The organism is Streptomyces sp. CA-251247 (assembly GCF_050952975.1).
Lineage (GTDB): Bacteria > Actinomycetota > Actinomycetes > Streptomycetales > Streptomycetaceae > Streptomyces > Streptomyces achmelvichensis.
Genome location: NZ_CP191861.1, coordinates 3,136,629 through 3,153,021, shown reverse-complemented (window position 1 = coordinate 3,153,021; position 16,393 = coordinate 3,136,629). Strand labels below are relative to the sequence as shown.

General features: G+C 70.9%; 15 protein-coding genes. 7 read left to right on the top strand and 8 right to left on the bottom strand.

Annotation, left to right across the window (positions count from 1 at the left end):
* Nucleotides 1-43 precede the first annotated feature (43 nt).
* The 4 genes from ACQPWZ_RS13810 to ACQPWZ_RS13795 all read left to right on the top strand — a co-directional run bounded on the left by ACQPWZ_RS13810 (nucleotide 44) and on the right by ACQPWZ_RS13795 (nucleotide 5,710).
* Nucleotides 44-1,657, top strand: a complete 1,614-nt coding sequence (locus tag ACQPWZ_RS13810) for an MFS transporter (RefSeq protein WP_433571468.1) — start codon at nucleotides 44-46, stop codon at nucleotides 1,655-1,657.
* Between the two features lie 105 nt (nucleotides 1,658-1,762).
* Nucleotides 1,763-3,556, top strand: a complete 1,794-nt coding sequence (locus ACQPWZ_RS13805; protein WP_340477865.1) for a DEAD/DEAH box helicase — start codon at nucleotides 1,763-1,765, stop codon at nucleotides 3,554-3,556.
* A gap of 439 nt (nucleotides 3,557-3,995) precedes the next feature.
* Nucleotides 3,996-4,637: an IclR family transcriptional regulator gene (locus ACQPWZ_RS13800; RefSeq protein WP_327683786.1), complete on the top strand. Its 642-nt coding sequence runs from the start codon at nucleotides 3,996-3,998 to the stop codon at nucleotides 4,635-4,637.
* Between the two features lie 284 nt (nucleotides 4,638-4,921).
* Nucleotides 4,922-5,710 carry a S16 family serine protease gene (locus ACQPWZ_RS13795; RefSeq protein ID WP_433571467.1) on the top strand — a complete coding sequence of 263 codons (789 nt, stop codon included), beginning with the start codon at nucleotides 4,922-4,924 and terminating at the stop codon, nucleotides 5,708-5,710.
* Here ACQPWZ_RS13795 and ACQPWZ_RS13790 read toward each other — a convergent pair.
* From ACQPWZ_RS13790 to ACQPWZ_RS13755, 8 genes are all read right to left on the bottom strand, one after another.
* Entirely contained in the window at nucleotides 5,640-7,163 is a 1,524-nt protein-coding gene (locus tag ACQPWZ_RS13790; RefSeq protein WP_433571466.1) for an MFS transporter, read from the bottom strand. The genes ACQPWZ_RS13795 and ACQPWZ_RS13790 overlap by 71 nt on opposite strands.
* Nucleotides 7,160-7,342: a hypothetical protein gene (locus ACQPWZ_RS13785; RefSeq protein WP_433571465.1), complete on the bottom strand. Its 183-nt coding sequence runs from the start codon at nucleotides 7,340-7,342 to the stop codon at nucleotides 7,160-7,162. Before ACQPWZ_RS13785 ends, ACQPWZ_RS13790 begins: the two co-directional genes overlap by 4 nt.
* A 13-nt stretch (nucleotides 7,343-7,355) precedes the next feature.
* Nucleotides 7,356-7,940 (bottom strand): ArsR/SmtB family transcription factor, encoded by a 585-nt coding sequence (locus ACQPWZ_RS13780; RefSeq protein ID WP_356705239.1) that lies wholly within the window; start codon nucleotides 7,938-7,940, stop codon nucleotides 7,356-7,358.
* A gap of 105 nt (nucleotides 7,941-8,045) precedes the next feature.
* Nucleotides 8,046-9,047, bottom strand: a complete 1,002-nt coding sequence (locus tag ACQPWZ_RS13775; protein WP_405570010.1) for a glycine betaine ABC transporter substrate-binding protein — start codon at nucleotides 9,045-9,047, stop codon at nucleotides 8,046-8,048.
* A 38-nt stretch (nucleotides 9,048-9,085) separates the two neighbouring features.
* The gene (locus ACQPWZ_RS13770; RefSeq protein ID WP_340473315.1) at nucleotides 9,086-9,919 is read right to left on the bottom strand and encodes an ABC transporter permease; all 834 of its coding nucleotides are present in this window, start codon (nucleotides 9,917-9,919) and stop codon (nucleotides 9,086-9,088) included.
* A complete protein-coding gene (locus tag ACQPWZ_RS13765; RefSeq protein ID WP_433571464.1) occupies nucleotides 9,916-11,133 on the bottom strand; it encodes a betaine/proline/choline family ABC transporter ATP-binding protein in 1,218 nt (405 codons plus the stop codon). Before ACQPWZ_RS13765 ends, ACQPWZ_RS13770 begins: the two co-directional genes overlap by 4 nt.
* Complete coding sequence (locus tag ACQPWZ_RS13760; protein WP_340473314.1) at nucleotides 11,126-11,773, bottom strand: ABC transporter permease; 648 nt, start codon at nucleotides 11,771-11,773, stop codon at nucleotides 11,126-11,128. Before ACQPWZ_RS13760 ends, ACQPWZ_RS13765 begins: the two co-directional genes overlap by 8 nt.
* A gap of 11 nt (nucleotides 11,774-11,784) precedes the next feature.
* A complete protein-coding gene (locus ACQPWZ_RS13755) occupies nucleotides 11,785-12,261 on the bottom strand; it encodes an Lrp/AsnC family transcriptional regulator (protein WP_313946087.1) in 477 nt (158 codons plus the stop codon).
* A 123-nt stretch (nucleotides 12,262-12,384) separates the two neighbouring features.
* On the opposite strand from ACQPWZ_RS13755, the gene hppD reads away from it, so the two are divergent.
* The 3 genes from hppD (at nucleotide 12,385) to ACQPWZ_RS13740 (ending at nucleotide 16,360) form a co-directional block, all read left to right on the top strand.
* Complete coding sequence (gene hppD, locus ACQPWZ_RS13750) at nucleotides 12,385-13,527, top strand: 4-hydroxyphenylpyruvate dioxygenase (protein ID WP_340473313.1); 1,143 nt, start codon at nucleotides 12,385-12,387, stop codon at nucleotides 13,525-13,527.
* Between the two features lie 135 nt (nucleotides 13,528-13,662).
* The gene (locus ACQPWZ_RS13745; RefSeq protein WP_340477863.1) at nucleotides 13,663-14,370 is read left to right on the top strand and encodes a response regulator transcription factor; all 708 of its coding nucleotides are present in this window, start codon (nucleotides 13,663-13,665) and stop codon (nucleotides 14,368-14,370) included.
* Nucleotides 14,357-16,360, top strand: coding sequence for an ATP-binding protein (locus tag ACQPWZ_RS13740; protein WP_433571463.1), 2,004 nt, complete (start codon nucleotides 14,357-14,359; stop codon nucleotides 16,358-16,360). Before ACQPWZ_RS13745 ends, ACQPWZ_RS13740 begins: the two co-directional genes overlap by 14 nt.
* Nucleotides 16,361-16,393: the final 33 nt, after the last annotated feature.

The window sequence follows — 16,393 nt, the reverse complement described above, 5'->3', positions numbered from 1 at the left end:
GCGACAGGGTTCACGCTGCACTTTGCCCCTTACTGTGAGGGGCATGACCGTCCTCGAACCCCGTGACGCCGAGGTCACCCCGCCCCTGCCCGCCGGCGTCGCGCCGTCCGACGACGGTGAGCAGGGCGGGGTCCTCGGCCGGACCCATCGTGCGCTCAGCGTCGGCATCGTCTCCGTCGTCCTGCTGATCGCCTTCGAGGCGACCGCCGTCGGTACCGCGATGCCCGTCGCCGCGCATGAGCTGCACGGCATCGAGCTCTACGCCTTCGCCTTCTCCGCGTACTTCACCACCAGCCTCTTCGCCATGGTGCTCTCCGGGCAGTGGGCCGACCGGGACGGGCCGCTCCGGCCGCTCGCCACCGGGATGGCCGCCTTCGGGGCCGGGCTGCTGTTGTCGGGGACCGCCGGTGCGATGTGGCTGTTCATCGTGGGGCGCGCGGTTCAGGGGCTCGGGGGCGGGCTCGTGATCGTCGCGCTGTACGTCGTCGTCGGGCGCGCCTACTCCGAGCGGCTGCGGCCCGCCATCATGGCCGCCTTCGCCGCGAGCTGGGTGATCCCCTCGGTCGTGGGGCCGCTCGCCTCCGGCACGGTCACCGAACATCTCGGCTGGCGCTGGGTGTTCGTCGGCATTCCCGCGCTGGTCGTCTTCCCGCTGGCGCTCGCGCTGCCCGCGATCCGGCGGATGGCTTCGGGCCCCGCGGATCCTGCCGGGCCGCGGCCCGTCTTCGACGGCCGTCGTATCCGGCTGGCGCTGGGCATCTCCACGGGTGCCGGGCTGCTCCAGTACGCGGGTCAGGACCTGCGCTGGCTCTCGCTCGTACCGGCCGCGGCGGGCGCCGCCCTTCTGGTTCCGGCGGTGCTCGGTCTGCTGCCGCCGGGGACGTACCGCGCGGCGCGCGGGCTGCCCTCCGTCGTCCTGCTGCGGGGCATCGCCGCGGGGTCCTTCATCGCCGCCGAGTCCTTCGTCCCGCTGATGCTGGTGACCCAGCGCGGGCTGTCGCCGACGATGGCCGGCCTCTCGCTCGCGGTGGGCGGCGCGACCTGGGCGCTCGGGTCGTACGTACAGTCCCGGCCGCGGCTCGAACCGCACCGGGAGCGGCTGATGCTGACCGGCATGGCGTTGGTGGCGGCGTCGATCGCCGCGGCGCCGAGCGTGCTGATCCCCGAGGTCCCCGTCTGGATCGTCGGCGTCGCCTGGGCGTTCGGCTGCTTCGGCATGGGCATGGTGATCGCCTCCACGAGCGTGCTGCTGCTGAAGCTGTCGGCACCCGAGGAGGCCGGCGCGAACTCGGCGGCCCTCCAGATCTCGGACGGTCTGTCGAACGTGCTGCTGCTGGCGATCGGCGGTGCGGCGTTCGCGGCACTGGGCGGCGGGTCGGTCGCCGGCCACGGCGTCTCGGCGGCGGGCTCGCACCCGGCGGCGTTCGCGGCGGTGTTCCTCCCCATGGCCGCCGTCGCGCTGGTGGGGGCCTGGGTGGGGACCCGACTCGGGGAACGGTGCGGGCGGTGCGGGGACCGGGGAAGGGCCCTCACGCACGCCCCGGCGACCGCGGCCCGATGGTCACCCGTACGCCCCGGCGACCGCGGCCCGATGGTCACCCGTACGCCCCGGCGACCGCGGCGCGACGACGACCCGCACGGCTCGCACCCGCTGTGAGTCACATCTCAACACCCACGTCACCGGCCCCGTCCCCCTCAGCCCGCACCCGTCACACCGGTAGGGTGGCCCGGTTGTCATATCTGGACGAGCGGCGAACCGGAGATCGTGACTACTACCGCCTCCCACTCCCATCACCTCTCACCCGCCTTTCCCGGGCGTGCTCCGTGGGGTACCGCCAACAAGCTGCGTGCCTGGCAGCAAGGGGCCATGGAGAGATATCTCCAGGAGCAGCCGCGCGACTTCCTCGCGGTCGCCACCCCCGGCGCCGGCAAGACGACCTTCGCGCTCACCCTCGCGTCCTGGCTGCTGCACCACCACGTCGTCCAGCAGGTGACCGTGGTCGCGCCGACCGAGCATCTGAAGAAGCAGTGGGCGGCCGCGGCCGCGCGGATAGGGATCAAGCTCGACCCCGACTACAGCGCCGGACCGCTCAGCAAGGAGTACCACGGCGTCGCCGTGACGTACGCCGGTGTCGGCGTACGCCCGATGCTGCACCGCAACCGCTGCGAACAGCGCAAGACCCTCGTCATCCTCGACGAGATCCACCACGCCGGTGACTCCAAGTCCTGGGGCGAGGCCTGCCTGGAGGCCTTCGACCCGGCGACCCGGCGGCTCGCCCTCACCGGTACGCCCTTCCGCTCCGACACCAACCCGATCCCCTTCGTCACGTACGAGGAAGGCAACGACGGCATCCGGCGGTCCTCCGCCGACTACACGTACGGCTACGGCAACGCCCTCGCCGACGGAGTCGTCAGGCCCGTCATATTCCTCAGCTACAGCGGCAACATGCGCTGGCGTACCAAAGCCGGTGACGAGATCGCGGCTCGGCTCGGCGAGCCGATGACGAAGGACGCCATCTCGCAGGCCTGGCGCACCGCGCTCGACGCACGCGGCGAATGGATGCCGAACGTGCTGCGCGCGGCCGACCAGCGCCTCGGTGAGGTACGGAAGTCCATCCCCGACGCCGGCGGCCTCGTCATCGCCTCCGACCAGGACTCGGCGCGCGCGTACGCCAAGCTCATCCGCGAGATCACCGGGACGAAGGCGACCGTCGTCCTGTCCGACGACACCGGATCCTCCAAGCGCATCGACGACTTCAGCGAGGGCACCGACCGCTGGATGGTCGCGGTCCGCATGGTGTCCGAGGGCGTCGACGTGCCGCGCCTGGCCGTCGGTGTGTACGCCACCACCATCTCGACGCCCCTCTTCTTCGCCCAGGCCGTCGGCCGTTTCGTGCGCTCCCGGCGCCGGGGCGAGACCGCGTCGGTGTTCCTGCCGACGATTCCGATGCTGCTCGGCTTCGCCAACGAGATGGAGGTCGAGCGCGACCACGTCCTCGACAAGCCGAAGAAGGACGGCGAAGAGGATCCGTACGCCGAGTCCGAGCAGGAGATGGACGACGCGAACAAGCAGCAGGACGAGGACACCGGCGATCAGGACATGCTGCCGTTCGAGGCGCTGGAGTCCGACGCCGTCTTCGACCGGGTGATGTACAACGGCGCCGAGTTCGGCATGCAGGCGCATCCGGGGAGCGAGGAGGAGCAGGACTACCTCGGCATCCCGGGCCTGCTCGAACCCGACCAGGTGCAGATGCTGCTCCAGAAGCGGCAGGCACGGCAGATCGCGCACAGCCGCAAGAAGCCGGACGAGGAGGCCGACCTCCTGGAGCTGCCCGCGGAACGGCGGCCGGTCGTCTCGCACAAGGAACTGCTCGAACTGCGCAAGCAGTTGAACACCATGGTCGGCGCCTACGTCCACCAGAGCGGCAAGCCCCACGGGGTCATCCACACCGAGCTGCGGCGGGTGTGCGGCGGACCGCCGAGCGCGGAGGCGACGGCCGGGCAGATCCGCGAACGGATCAAGAAGGTCCAGGAGTGGGCGACGCGCATGCGGTGAGGCCGGTGCCTGTCCGCGCTCCGGTGCCTGTCCGTACTCCGGCACCCGTCCGTGCTCCGGCATCTGTCTGTACTTCGGCAGCTGTCGGTGCTCCGCGGTACCTGTCCGTGCTCCGGCGCCTGTCGGCAGTCCGGCACCTGTCCGTACGCGCTGAACATTCCCTCGGGCCGCCCTTGCCCGACCCCTCGGGACTCCCGTGCCCGCCGTTCCGCTGTGCGGCCGGGTTCTCCTGCGCGCCCGGATTCTGGACGAGGTCTTCCGCTGAGCGGACCATCTCGCTACTGTCCCGGCAACGCATACGCCCCGTGGCAGCGCCGCCGCGGAGCGCAGCCGGCGTGCCATGGCCTGCCGGCGGCCTCTGGGTGCGACGCCGACGGGACCGGTGTCAGTCGTTGCCGTGAGAGGGCCGCCGTCACTTCACTCCGAAGGAGAGGGCGTTGTGACCGCGGAGACCTCCCAGACGCTCGACCGGGGACTACGAGTCCTCAAGCTGCTCGCCGACACCGATCACGGCCTCACCGTCACCGAGCTGTCCAACAAGCTCGGCGTCAACCGCACGGTCGTGTACCGGCTGCTCGCCACGCTCGAACAGCACGCACTCGTCCGCCGCGACCTCGGCGGCCGGGCCCGGGTGGGCCTCGGCGTGCTGCGCCTGGGCCGCCAGGTGCACCCGCTGGTACGGGAGGCGGCGATGCCGGCGCTGCGGTCGCTGGCGGAGGACATAGGGGCCACCGCACATCTCACCCTGGTCGACGGCGCGGAGGCGCTGGCGGTCGCGGTCGTCGAACCGACCTGGACGGACTACCACGTGGCCTACCGGGCGGGGTTCCGGCACCCGCTGGACCGGGGCGCAGCGGGCAAGGCGATCCTGGCGGCCCGCCAGGGGAACGCCAAGGAGGCCGGGTACACGCTCACCCACGGCGAGCTGGAGGCCGGGGCGAGCGGGGCAGCGGCCGCGCTCGTGGGGGTGACGGGGATAGAGGGAAGCGTGGGTGTGGTGATGCTCGCGGACTCGGTCCCGGAGAGAGTGGGGCCGCGGGTGGTCGACGCGGCGAAGGAAGTGGCGGACGCGCTGCGCTGACGCGGGTGCCGGAATGCCGTACGGCGGCCCGGCCCTGGTGCTGACGCGGTGAGGGAAGCGGCGGACCGACGCGGGTGCCGGGACGCCGCATGGCCCGCTCCCGGCGTCGGCAAGGCGAAGGAAGCGGGCGCAAACGGGTGCGCTCACGCCGGCACCGGACCCGTCCGGGCGCCGACGCGGCAAGGGCGTACCCCCTGCGCCGGCGCGCACGGAACCGTCCTGTTCGGGCGCGGCGGTCCGGGTGCGGCCCGGACCGGTGAAGCGCGCCCAGATACATTGGCGCCGTGCTCTCCAGTCTCACGCGTCACCGCGCTGTCCTCGTCTGCGCCCTGCCCGTCGTCGCGCTCCTCGCCGCCGCGGGCTTCGCGCCGCTGCCGTACGCCGTCGCACAGCCCGGCTCCACCGCGAACGTGCTGGGGAGCGACAAGGGCAAGCCGGTCATCACGATCAGCGGGGCGCCCGTCCGCAAGACGTCCGGTGAGCTGCGGATGACGACCATCATCGCGACCGGGCCGTCCGCCGACGTCTTCCTCGGGGACGTGGTCGACAGCTGGTTCCGGACCGACCGGGCCGTCATGCCCCGGGACTCCGTCTATCCCGCGGGCAAGTCGGACCAGGAGGTCGAGCGCCGCAACCTCGACGACATGGTCAAGTCGCAGGCCGCCGCCTCGCAGGCCGCGCTCGACTATCTCGACGAGGACCCGGCGAAGGTGAAGGTCACACTCGAGCTCGCCGACATCGGTGGGCCCAGTGCCGGGCTGCTGTTCTCGCTCGGTGTCGTGGACAAGCTCGACGGCGACGGTGCCGGCGGCGACCTCACCGGCGGGCGCACCATCGCCGGCACGGGCACGATCACCGCGGACGGCAAGGTCGGCGCCGTCGGTGGGGTCTCCCTGAAGACGCAGGCGGCGCGGCGCGACGGCGCGACCGTCTTCCTCGTGCCGAAGGGGGAGTGCTCGGACGCTCAGGCCGAACTGCCCAAGGGGCTGCGGCTGATCCCCGTCACGTCTCTGAAGGGCACCGTGGAATCGCTTCGGGCTCTGAACAAGGGCGCGAAGGTCCCTTCCTGCTGACCTGTTCCGCCGGGCGCGGCCGGTCCTCCGGGGCCTGCCCGTCCAACGGGCCGGGCCGGTCCGCCGTGCCGGGCCGGGATGCCTCGGGAAGCGGCGCGTCCATCTCCCGCCAGGCAGGGAAGAGGGCCGGGGCGAGCGTGGCGAGGAAGTAGAGCGCGCCGAGCGTCAGCATCGCGGCCGGCAGGCCCGACTGCTCGACGACGAATCCCGCCGCCAGTCCGCCGAGCGGTGTCGTCAGCAGCACCCCGGCCGTGCTCACGCCCGCGACCCGGCTGCGCAGTTCGTCCGGCACGCGTTCGTACATGACCGTCGTCAGAATCGGGTTGAGCATGCCCGCCCCGAGTCCGCCGATCGCCATGGTCACGGCCAGCGGCACCGTCCCGTCCACCAGGGCCGCCACCGCGAACCGGGGCAGTCCGCAGAGCAGGAACGCCACGGTGAACAGGGCCCGCCGGGGGAAGCGGTGGCCGATCGCGCCGTACAGCAGCGCGCCGAGCAATGCGCAGCCCGCGAAGACGGCGACGAGCAGCCCGAGATGGCCCGGGCCGCCGAGGTTGTCCTTGGCGTGGACCGGCAGGAGCACCGAACTCCAGCCCTGGTCCAGCCCGTTGGTGAGCATCACCATCAGCATGACGGCCAGCAGCAGCCGGTGGCGGACGAGGAAGGCACAGCCCTCGCGCAGTTCGCGGCGGTAGGCCGTGAGTGAGACGGGGGCGGATGCCTTACGCGGTTCGGCCGCGCCGAGTCCGCGCACCCCCACGGCGATGAGTAGGGCCGATACGCCGAAGGTCGCGGCGTCCAGCAGCAGAACGGCCTCGGCGCCGGTGAGCGCGATCAGTACGCCCGCGAGTGCGGCACCTGCCATGCGTGCGCCGCGGGACACGGCGTCGAAGAGGCTCGCGGCCCGGGACAGCGGGGTCCCCGCCGCTTTCGCGAGGTCGGGTACGAGGACATAGCGCGAGGTCTCGCCCGGTGCGTGGAAGAGGCCGGTGACGGCCATCAGCGCGCAGAGCATCCAGAAGGCCAGCACACCGGCGTAGTGCAGCAGCGGGATCGCGGCGACGGCGAGGGCGCAGATCAGGTCGGAGGCGATGCTCACCCGCCGGCGGCCGATGCGGTCGATGACCGGTCCGCCGGTGAGGGCGGACACGACAACCGGCAGGGTGGCGCAGAAAGCGACCAGACCGGCCTTGGCGGGGCTGCCCGTCGTCTCCAGCGCGAACCACGGGACGCCGACGAGGGTGAGTGAATTGCCGGTGATGGAGACGGCGTTGGCGGCCAGTACGGCGGCGAGCGGCCGGCGTCCCCCGCCGCCCCCATGTCTCGCGTCGCCCTCATGTCCCGCGCCGCCCTCATGTCCCGCGCCGCCCCCGGCTCCCGCGCCTCCCTCGGATCCCGGCGGACGATCTCCCTCCCTCGCGGCGGTCGTCCGCGTGTCCCCCCGCCCCGTCATGCGATACGCGGGGATCGTCGCGGGGCCCCCTGCACAAGCCGCAGGCCCCATTCGACCAGCGTCCAGCCCAGTCGGCTGCGCAGGTCCCCCGATGCCGGACGGAGCGTGAACGACGCGGCCTCGGTGCGCAGTTGGCGTGCACGGTCCTCGTGCAGGAGCCGATGTATCTCGGGATTCATGCCGGATGTCCCCTCAGGCGGTGGTACGCGGGAAGGAGTGCAGGTGCATACGGACCTGAGCGGCGTCCTCGGCCTCCGGGCCGGGCGCCAGATCGCGGTAGCTCTCGATGACCGCGTGCAGCTTCTCGTTGAGCTCTCTCGCCTGCGCGGGCGTGAGACGGAGGGTGAAGTCGCTGAGGTCGGAGCTGCGGCGCCAGTCCTCCGGCCACTCCCGCGAGGTGCCGAGCCAGGTGCCGACCTCCTCGGTGTGGTGGGTGGCGACCTCGTGCATGAAGAGGTCGGCCGCCCCGCGCACCGCGGGATCGGGATCGCTGTAGAGGGACTCGTCGAACATCGTGCCCTCGACCACCGCCCGCCACCATCGCTCGCGGCCCTTGCCGCGTTCGGGGTCGTCCTCGACGAAGCCGTGGGCGGCGAGCTGACGCAGGTGGTAGCTGGTCGCACCGCTCGACTCGCCCAGCCGCTCCGCCAGTTGGGAGGCGGTGGCGGAGCCGTCGTGGCGCAGTGTCTTGAGCAGGCGCATCCGCAGGGGATGGGCGAGACCGCGCAGGGATCGCGGATCGAGATGGCGGATCATGCGGGGCTCGGGCTCGGTCATGGTGCAAAGATAGCTTTGCAACCAGATGCTTGCAAGCACTTCTTTGCAAAGAGTTATTGGTAAGTTTCGGCGGCAGCCCACGAGCCCCAGCCCGGGCAACAGGCCCTACCCCTCCTTGATGAATCCCTCCTCGATCAGCCAGTCCTTCGCCACCTCGTGCGGGTCCTCGCCCGCCACGTCGACCTTGGCGTTCAGCTCCTGGGCGATCGCCGTCGTCAGCCGCGCGCTCAGGGGGTTCAGCAGGCCGGCGATCGCCGGCCACGCCTCGATCGTCGCGGTGTGGATCACGGGAGCGGCGTTGTAGTTGGGGAAGAAGTGCTTGTTGTCCTGGAGCGTGTCGAGGTTCAGCGACGTGATCCGGCCGTCCGTCGTGAACGCCTCGCCCAGCAGGCACGAGTTGGACTTGGAGACCTGGGTGTAGATGATCCCGGCGTCCATCTTCTGGATGTTCGCCGCCGGGATCTTCATCCCGTACGCCTTCTCCATGCCCAGCAGCCCGTCCTCGCGGGCCGCGAACTCGTTCTCCACGCAGACCGTCACCGCCGACGGGTCCTTCTGCGACAGCGCGGCGACGTCCGACAGCGTCCTGAGCCGGTACTTGGCGTTGTTCTTCTTGCTGATCGCCAGCGTGTACGTGTTGTTGAGCCGGGACTGCGGCAGCCAGGTGACACCGTTGCGCCGGTCGGCGTCGCGCACCGCCTGCCACTGCTGCTGCGGATCCACGATGGGCTTCTCGTTGCCGAGATAGGTGATCCAGGCCGTGCCCGTGTACTCGTACATCGCGTCCGCGTCGCCGTTGATGATCGCTTCGCGGGCGCTGATCGAGCCGGGCAGATTGGTGCGGTCCAGCACCTCGGCGCCGGCCGCCTTGAAGATCAGGCCGATCATCTGGCCCAGGATGATGTTCTCGCTGAAGTTCTTCGACGTGACCGTCAGGGACGCGCCCTTGAGCGGTTCGCCCCGGCCGACCGAGCCCGGCACCACGTCGTCGACCAGCGGGGAGCCGCTCTTGAGGCCGCAGCCGGCCAGCACCAGGGCGAGGGCGACAGCGCCGGTCAGCGACGTCCGCACAGACGGTCGCGTCCGCACGGACGGTCGTGTCCTCATGGACGCCCGCGTCTTCGGAGACCTCCGCGGATACCGCATCAGCTCTCCAGTCCGCGCGGCGTCATCGTCAGCTCGACCAGCGAGGCGAGCCAGTCCACCATCAGGGCGAGCGCCACCGTGAGCACCGAACCGATGATGAGGACCGGCATCCGCTGCGTCTGGATTCCGGAGGTGATCAGGTCACCGAGGCCGCCGCCGCCGACGAAGGTGGCCAGCGTCGCCGTGCCGACGTTGAGGACGAGCGCGGTGCGCACCCCGGCCAGGATCAGCGGCACGGCCAGCGGGAGTTCGACCTTGCGCAGGGTCCCGGTTCCGGACATGCCGATACCGCGGGACGCCTCCACGAGCTGGGGGTCGATCGCCCGCAGGCCCGCGATCGTGTTGGAGAGCACCGGAAGGATGGCGTAGATCACCATGCCGACGATCGCGGTCGACGCGCCGATGCCCAGCCAGATCACCAGCAGCGCCAGCAGACCGATCGCCGGGGTGGCCTGTCCGATGTTGGCGAACACGACGAACGGAGGAGCCGCCCTGGTCATGCCCCGCCGGGTGAGCGCGATGCCGAGCGGGATGGCGATGATCAGCACCCAGAAGGTGGAGATCGCGGTCAGCTGGATGTGCTGCCACAGCCGCAGCTGGACGTTGCCGCCGGACAGCGAGTTCTCGGCGATCGCGTCGAGCTGGATGTTGGAGTACCACAGCCAGGTGGCCAGCAGGACCAGAGCGACGACGGACGGCAGGAACACCAGCTTCTGCCAGGTGATACGCCGCGGGGGCGGGGCCGGCGGGGGAGTGGGCTCCTCCTCCTCGTCGCGGAAGGCGTGGCCCCTGACGTCGTGTTCGCCCGGCGGGCGTTCGGGAGCGGTACTCATGCGCCTCCCTCCAACTCCTGTTCCGTGCGGTGATGGCGCAGCTCCTCCAGATTGTGCTGGTGCTCGATGGCCGCCAGCCGGTCGGCCTCCAGCAGCTCCTGCACGGAGTTCATCAACGTCTCCATGTCGACCACGCCGATGAACTCGCCGCGCCGCCCGGTCACCGCCACCCGTCCACCGGAGTCGGTCAGTACGGCCTCCAGCGCGTCGTGCAGGGTCGCGTCCCGGGTCACCGTGTCGTGCACCAACTGCCCCGCACGGGCCAGCGAGCCCTTGGCGCGCATCAGGTCACCGCGCCTCAGCCACTTGTAGGGCCGCCCCCGCCGGTCCAGCATCAGCAGCTCGTTGTGCAGTTCGGTGCGGAGCCTGTTGAAGATGGACTGGAGGGGGTCGTCCACGGTCACGGTCGGGAAGTCCGCGATCTCGACGTCCCGTACGCGGGTCAGATTGAGTCTCTTGAGTGCCGCGCCGGCGCCCACGAATCCGGAGACGAAGTCGTCGGCCGGGTTGGTGAGAATCGCCTCGGGGGTGTCGAACTGGGCGATGTGCGACTGTTCCCGCAGCACGGCGATCCGGTCGCCGAGCTTGATCGCCTCGTCGAAGTCGTGGGTGACGAACACGATCGTCTTGTGCAGCTCGTGCTGGAGCCGGATCAGTTCGTCCTGGAGGTGGTCGCGGGTGATCGGGTCGACCGCTCCGAACGGCTCGTCCATCAGCAGCACCGGGGGGTCGGCGGCGAGCGCCCGCGCGACGCCCACCCGCTGCTGCTGACCGCCGGACAGCTGGCGCGGATACCGGCCGTGGAACTCGCGCGGATCGAGTCCGACCAGATCGAGCATCTCCTCGACCCGGGCTCTCACCTTGGGCTTCGCCCAGCCGAGCATCTTCGGTACGAGCGAGATGTTCTCCGCGACCGTCATGTGCGGGAAGAGGCCGGAGGACTGGATCGCGTAGCCGACCTTGCGCCGCAGTTTCACCGGATCCATGTCGGTGACGTCCTCGTCGCCGATCCTGATGCGGCCCGACGACGGCTCGATCAGCCGGTTGATCATCTTCAGGGTGGTCGACTTCCCGCAGCCGGAAGGGCCCACGAGGATCACCGTCTCGCCCGGCTTGATCTCCATCGAGACGTTGTCGACGGCCGGGTTCGGATTGCCGGGGTAGCGCTTGCTCAGGTTCTCCAGCTGGATGCCCGCGCCGGATGTCTCAGTCACGGATCCCCCTGGAGATGGTCAGGCGCCCGATCAGGACGTACGCCGCGTCGAAGAGCAGCGCGAGGATGACGATGCCGATGGTGCCCGCGAGTACCTGGTTGATGGCGTTGGCGCTGCCCAGCGAGGCGATGCCGCGGAAGATCTCGTTGCCGAGTCCGGGCCCGGAGGCGTACGCGGCGACCGCGGCGATCCCCATCAGCATCTGCGTGGAGACACGGATGCCGGTGAGGATCGGGGGCCAGGCGAGAGGCAGCTCGACACGGAACATGCGCGCGGCCCGGGACATCCCGATGCCCTTCGCGGCGTCCACCAGCGACGGATCCACGCCGCGCAGCCCCACGACGGAGTTGCGCACGATCGGCAGCAGCCCGTACAGGGTCAGGGAGATCACCGCGGGCGCGACCCCGAGGCCCACCAGCGGGATCAGCAGACCGATCAGGGCCAGCGAGGGGACGGTCAGGATGGTGGCCGTGGACAGGATCGCCAGATTTCCCGCCCAGGTGCTGCGGTAGGTGAACGTGCCGATGAGGATGCCGAGCAGGGTGGCGATGACCATGCACTGGAAGACCAGGCTGGCCTGCTGGAAGGCGTCGGTGAGCAGCTGCTGGTGCCGGGTGGCCACATACTCCCAGAAGCTCACGCGCGCTCCACTCAGGCTGGTTCGTCCTCCGCGGCCTGCTCCACCAGCGGGATGATCCGCAGGGGCACAGGGTTCTCCATGACGATCGCCGTGGAGGCCCGCACGATGCCATCAAAACCGACAACCCGGTCGATCACCCGCTGAAGATCGGCGTTGGACCGCGCCACCAGACGGCAGAGCATGTCGCCGTGCCCGGTGGTCGTGTGCAGCTCCAGCACCTCGGGAACACCCGCCAAATGGGCCCTGACATCGGCGCCTTGGCCCTGCTTGATCTCCAGCGTCGCGAAGGCGGTGACGGGGTAGCCGAGGGCCGCGGGGTCGACGTCGGGCCCCAGTCCGCGGATGACTCCATTCGACTGAAGCCGGTCGAGCCGGGCCTGCACGGTGCCGCGGGCCACCCCCAGCCGGCGGGACGCCTCCAGCACGCCGATGCGCGGCTCGCGGGCCAGCAGCACGATGAGCCGGCCGTCCAGATGATCGATCGCCATGGCGCACCCCCGGGATGGGCATCCTGTACAGAAAGCCCCTCCATACTGCTCCCGGGCTGTACAGATTGACCAGGGGAATCACGAACTATTGCGCACCTTGTGGAACGGAGGGAGCCTGCGGTCATGACTGAGACCATCAAGCACCCGACCACCGCGCGCGAGGCCGACCCCTTCCCGGTCAAGGGAATGGACGCGGTCGTCTTCGCCGTCGGCAACGCCAAGCAGGCCGCCCACTTCTACTCGACCGCCTTCGGCATGAAGGTCGTCGCCTATTCCGGGCCGGAGAACGGCAGCCGCGAGACGGCGAGCTATGTGCTGGAGAACGGCGGGGCGCGCTTCGTCCTCACCTCCGTCATCAAGGCCTCCACCGAGTGGGGCACGTTCCTGTCCGGTCATGTCGCCGAGCACGGCGACGGCGTCATCGACCTGGCCATCGAGGTGCCGGACGCCCGGGCCGCGTACGCCTACGCCACCGAGCACGGTGCCCGCGGCATCACCGAGCCCTACGAGCTCAAGGACGAGCACGGCACGGTCGTCCTCGCCGCGATCGCGACGTACGGCAAGACCCGGCACACCCTGGTCGACCGCTCCGGCTACGACGGCCCTTACCTGCCGGGCTACGTGGCCACCGCCCCCATGGTCGAGCCGCCCGCCAAGCGCACCTTCCAGGCGATCGACCACTGCGTCGGCAACGTCGAACTCGGCAGGATGAACGAGTGGGTGGCCTTCTACAACAAGGTCATGGGCTTCACCAACATGAAGGAGTTCGTGGGCGACGACATCGCCACCGAGTACTCCGCGCTCATGTCGAAGGTCGTCGCCGACGGCACCCTGAAGGTGAAGTTCCCGATCAACGAGCCGGCGATCGCGAAGAAGAAGTCGCAGATCGACGAGTACCTCGAGTTCTACGGCGGCGCCGGTGTCCAGCACATCGCGCTCGCCACGAACGACATCGTCTCCACGGTGCGGGCCATGCGGGCGGCCGGAGTCCAGTTCCTCGACACCCCCGACTCGTACTACGACACCCTCGGCGAGTGGGCCGGCGAGACCCGGGTGCCGGTCGAGACCCTGCGCGAGCTGAAGATCCTCGTCGACCGTGACGAGGACGGCTACCTGCTGCAGATCTTCACCAAGCCGGTCCAGGACCGGCCGACCGTCTTCTTCGAAATGATCGAGCGGCACGGCTCGATGGGCTTCGGCAAGGGCAACTTCAAGGCGCTCTTCGAGGCGATCGAGCGCGAGCAGGAGAAGCGCGGCAACCTCTGAGCCGTCCAGGGTCCCGGTAGGGGATAACGGACCACGATCCACGTGCCGGACAGGCCTGCTAAGCAGGCCTGTCCGGCACTTCGTGCCTTCCGGCCGCTTCCGACTGCTTACGATCGCGGCGTGAGCGCACATGTCATGGTCGCCGAGGACGACGAGAAGCAGGCCGAACTGGTCCGCCGCTATCTGGAACGCGAGGGCCACACGGTCACGCTCGTACGCGACGGCCGCGCCGCCGTCGAGGAGATCCGCCACAGAGCGCCCGACCTGCTCGTCCTCGACGTGATGATGCCGAAGACCGACGGCCTGGACGTGCTGCGCATCCTGCGGGCGGAGACGTACGAGCTGCCGGTGCTGATGCTCACCGCCCGCTCCACCGAGGACGATCTGCTGCTCGGTCTCGACCTCGGGGCCGACGACTACATGACCAAGCCCTACAGCCCGCGCGAACTGATGGCCCGGGTCCGTACGCTGCTGCGCCGGACCCGCCCGCCCGCCGCGCGAGAGGCGGCCGAGCCCGTCCTCGCCGTGGGCACCCTCGTCATCGACCCGCACCGCCACGAGGTGAGCGTCGACGGCGCCCGCGTCGAGTGCACCCCCGGGGAGTTCCGCATCCTCGCCGCCATGGCCGCCGAGCCGGGACGCGTCTTCACCCGGCAGCGGCTCCTGGAGGAACTGCACGGCTACGCCCGCTACATCGGCGACCGGACCGTCGACGTGCACATCATGAACCTGCGCAAGAAGATCGAACCCGCCCCGCGGCGGCCCGCCCGCCTCCTGACCGTCTTCGGCGTCGGCTACAAGCTCGCGGACCCGGCGAAGGGCGCCGGCCGTGCGGTTTCGTAGCCGGGAGCGGCAGCCCGGCCGCGGCGGGCGGCGGCTACCGCTGCGCAAGAGTCTGCTGGGCCGTCTGCTCGCCGTCTCCGCGCTGGTGGCCGCCTGTTCGGTGGCGGCGACCGCCTGGCTGGCCGTGCAGACCACCTCCGGTGCCATCCGGCAGGAGCAGGGCCAGAATCTCACCGACGACGCCCGGATCTACCACGCGCTGCTCGGCCGCGCGGCGACGCACCCCCAGTGGGACGGTGTCGAGCCGACCGTGCGGGCGCTGGCCCGGCAGTACGGCCGTCGCATCGCGCTGACCACCCAGAGCCGCGCACCCATCGCCGACTCCGCGACCGAACAGAAGCCGCCCGCGCTGCCGCCCCAGCCCTCCGCCGTCGTCGACCCGCTCTCCGCGGACAGCGCCCTCACCCCGGCGACCGAGCAGAGCGGCGGCGACCCGGCGGACCGAATCGACCCGCGTGCGGTCGGCCCCTTCCGGCTGCCCGCCGCCGAAGGGGCACAGCTGCAGAAGACCGCCGACCGGGTCGTGAGCTGTCTGCGCGAGTACGGGCTGGCCTCGGACATCCTGCGAACTCCCAGCGGCCGCCCCCGTATCCAGGTCGTGGGCAACGACATCGACCGGATCGAGGGCACCCGCTGCCCGCTCGATGTACTGGACGAGCCCACCCGCAGCGAACGCACCGCGCTCGCCACCCTCAACGCACTGGCCGACGCCTGCCTGGAGCGGCAGGGCCGCGCGAGCGTACGGCTCGGCCTGGACCTGTCCTGGAAGCGCGACACCGAGACGCGCCCGGTACCGCGCCAGGCCGCCCCGTCCGGCGTCCTGCCCGCCCCGGCCGAGCCCGTGCCGGCCGAGCCCGCGCCGGTCGTACGCGGCCCGGCGGGCAGCCTGGAGGACCGGGCCATCGCCTCCTGTGTGGGCACCGCCCGACGCGAACAGCTCAGCTCCTACGTCTCCTCGCCCGCGCTGCTGTTCATCGGCGACCCCGACAGCACGACCGTCCCCGGCTTCGACCTCTCCCCGGCGAACACCGCACGCATCGCGGGCGCCGCCGCCCTCGTCCTCGCCCTCACCGTCGGCGCCTCCCTGCTCGCCGCCACCCGCCTCGTGCGGCCGCTGCACGCGCTGACCGGAGCCGCGCAGCGGATGAAGGACGGCGAGACGACGGAGCCGGTGGCGGTCACCGCGGACAACGAGATCGGGCGGCTGGCCGCGGCGTTCAACGACATGTCCGCCCACCGCGCCCGGCTGGAGACCCAGCGCCGGGCCATGGTCAGCGACGTCGCGCACGAACTGCGCACCCCGCTCAGCAACATCCGCGGCTGGCTGGAGGCGGCCGAGGACGGACTCGCCGACCCCGACCCGGCGTTCGTGTCCTCGCTGCTGGAGGAGGCGGTGCAGCTCCAGCACATCATCGACGACCTCCAGGACCTGGCAGAGGCCGACGCGGGCGCCCTGCGCCTGCACCCCGAGCCGGTACGGATCGACGAGCTGCTCGGCCAGGTCGCGGCCGCGCACCAGGCACGGGCGGAGACGGCCGGCGTCACGCTGACGGTCTCGGTGCCGGGCGGCGCACCGGTGCTGACCGCGGACCCGGTGCGGCTGCGGCAGGCCGTCGGCAATCTGGTCTCCAACGCCCTGCGCCACACCGGGCCCGGCGGCACCGTCACCCTGCGCGCCCGGGGCTCGGACGGCGGCGACGAGGTGGCCGTGGAGGTCGCCGACACCGGCAGCGGTATCCCGGCGGACGACCTGCCGTACGTCTTCGACCGCTTCTGGCGCGCGGAGAAGTCGCGCAGCCGGCGCACCGGCGGCAGCGGTCTCGGACTGGCGATCGTGCGCAAGCTGGCGGAAGGGCACGGCGGTTCGGCGGAGGCGGCCAGCACCGAGGGGGAGGGGTCGGTGTTCACGCTCCGGCTCCCGGTGAGCCCGCGCCCTCCGGGGCGGCGGAAGGCCCCCGGCAGCCCTGATACGTCCATCACAGCGATCTGACAGCTTCCTCACAACTTCAGGACAGCCTGACGC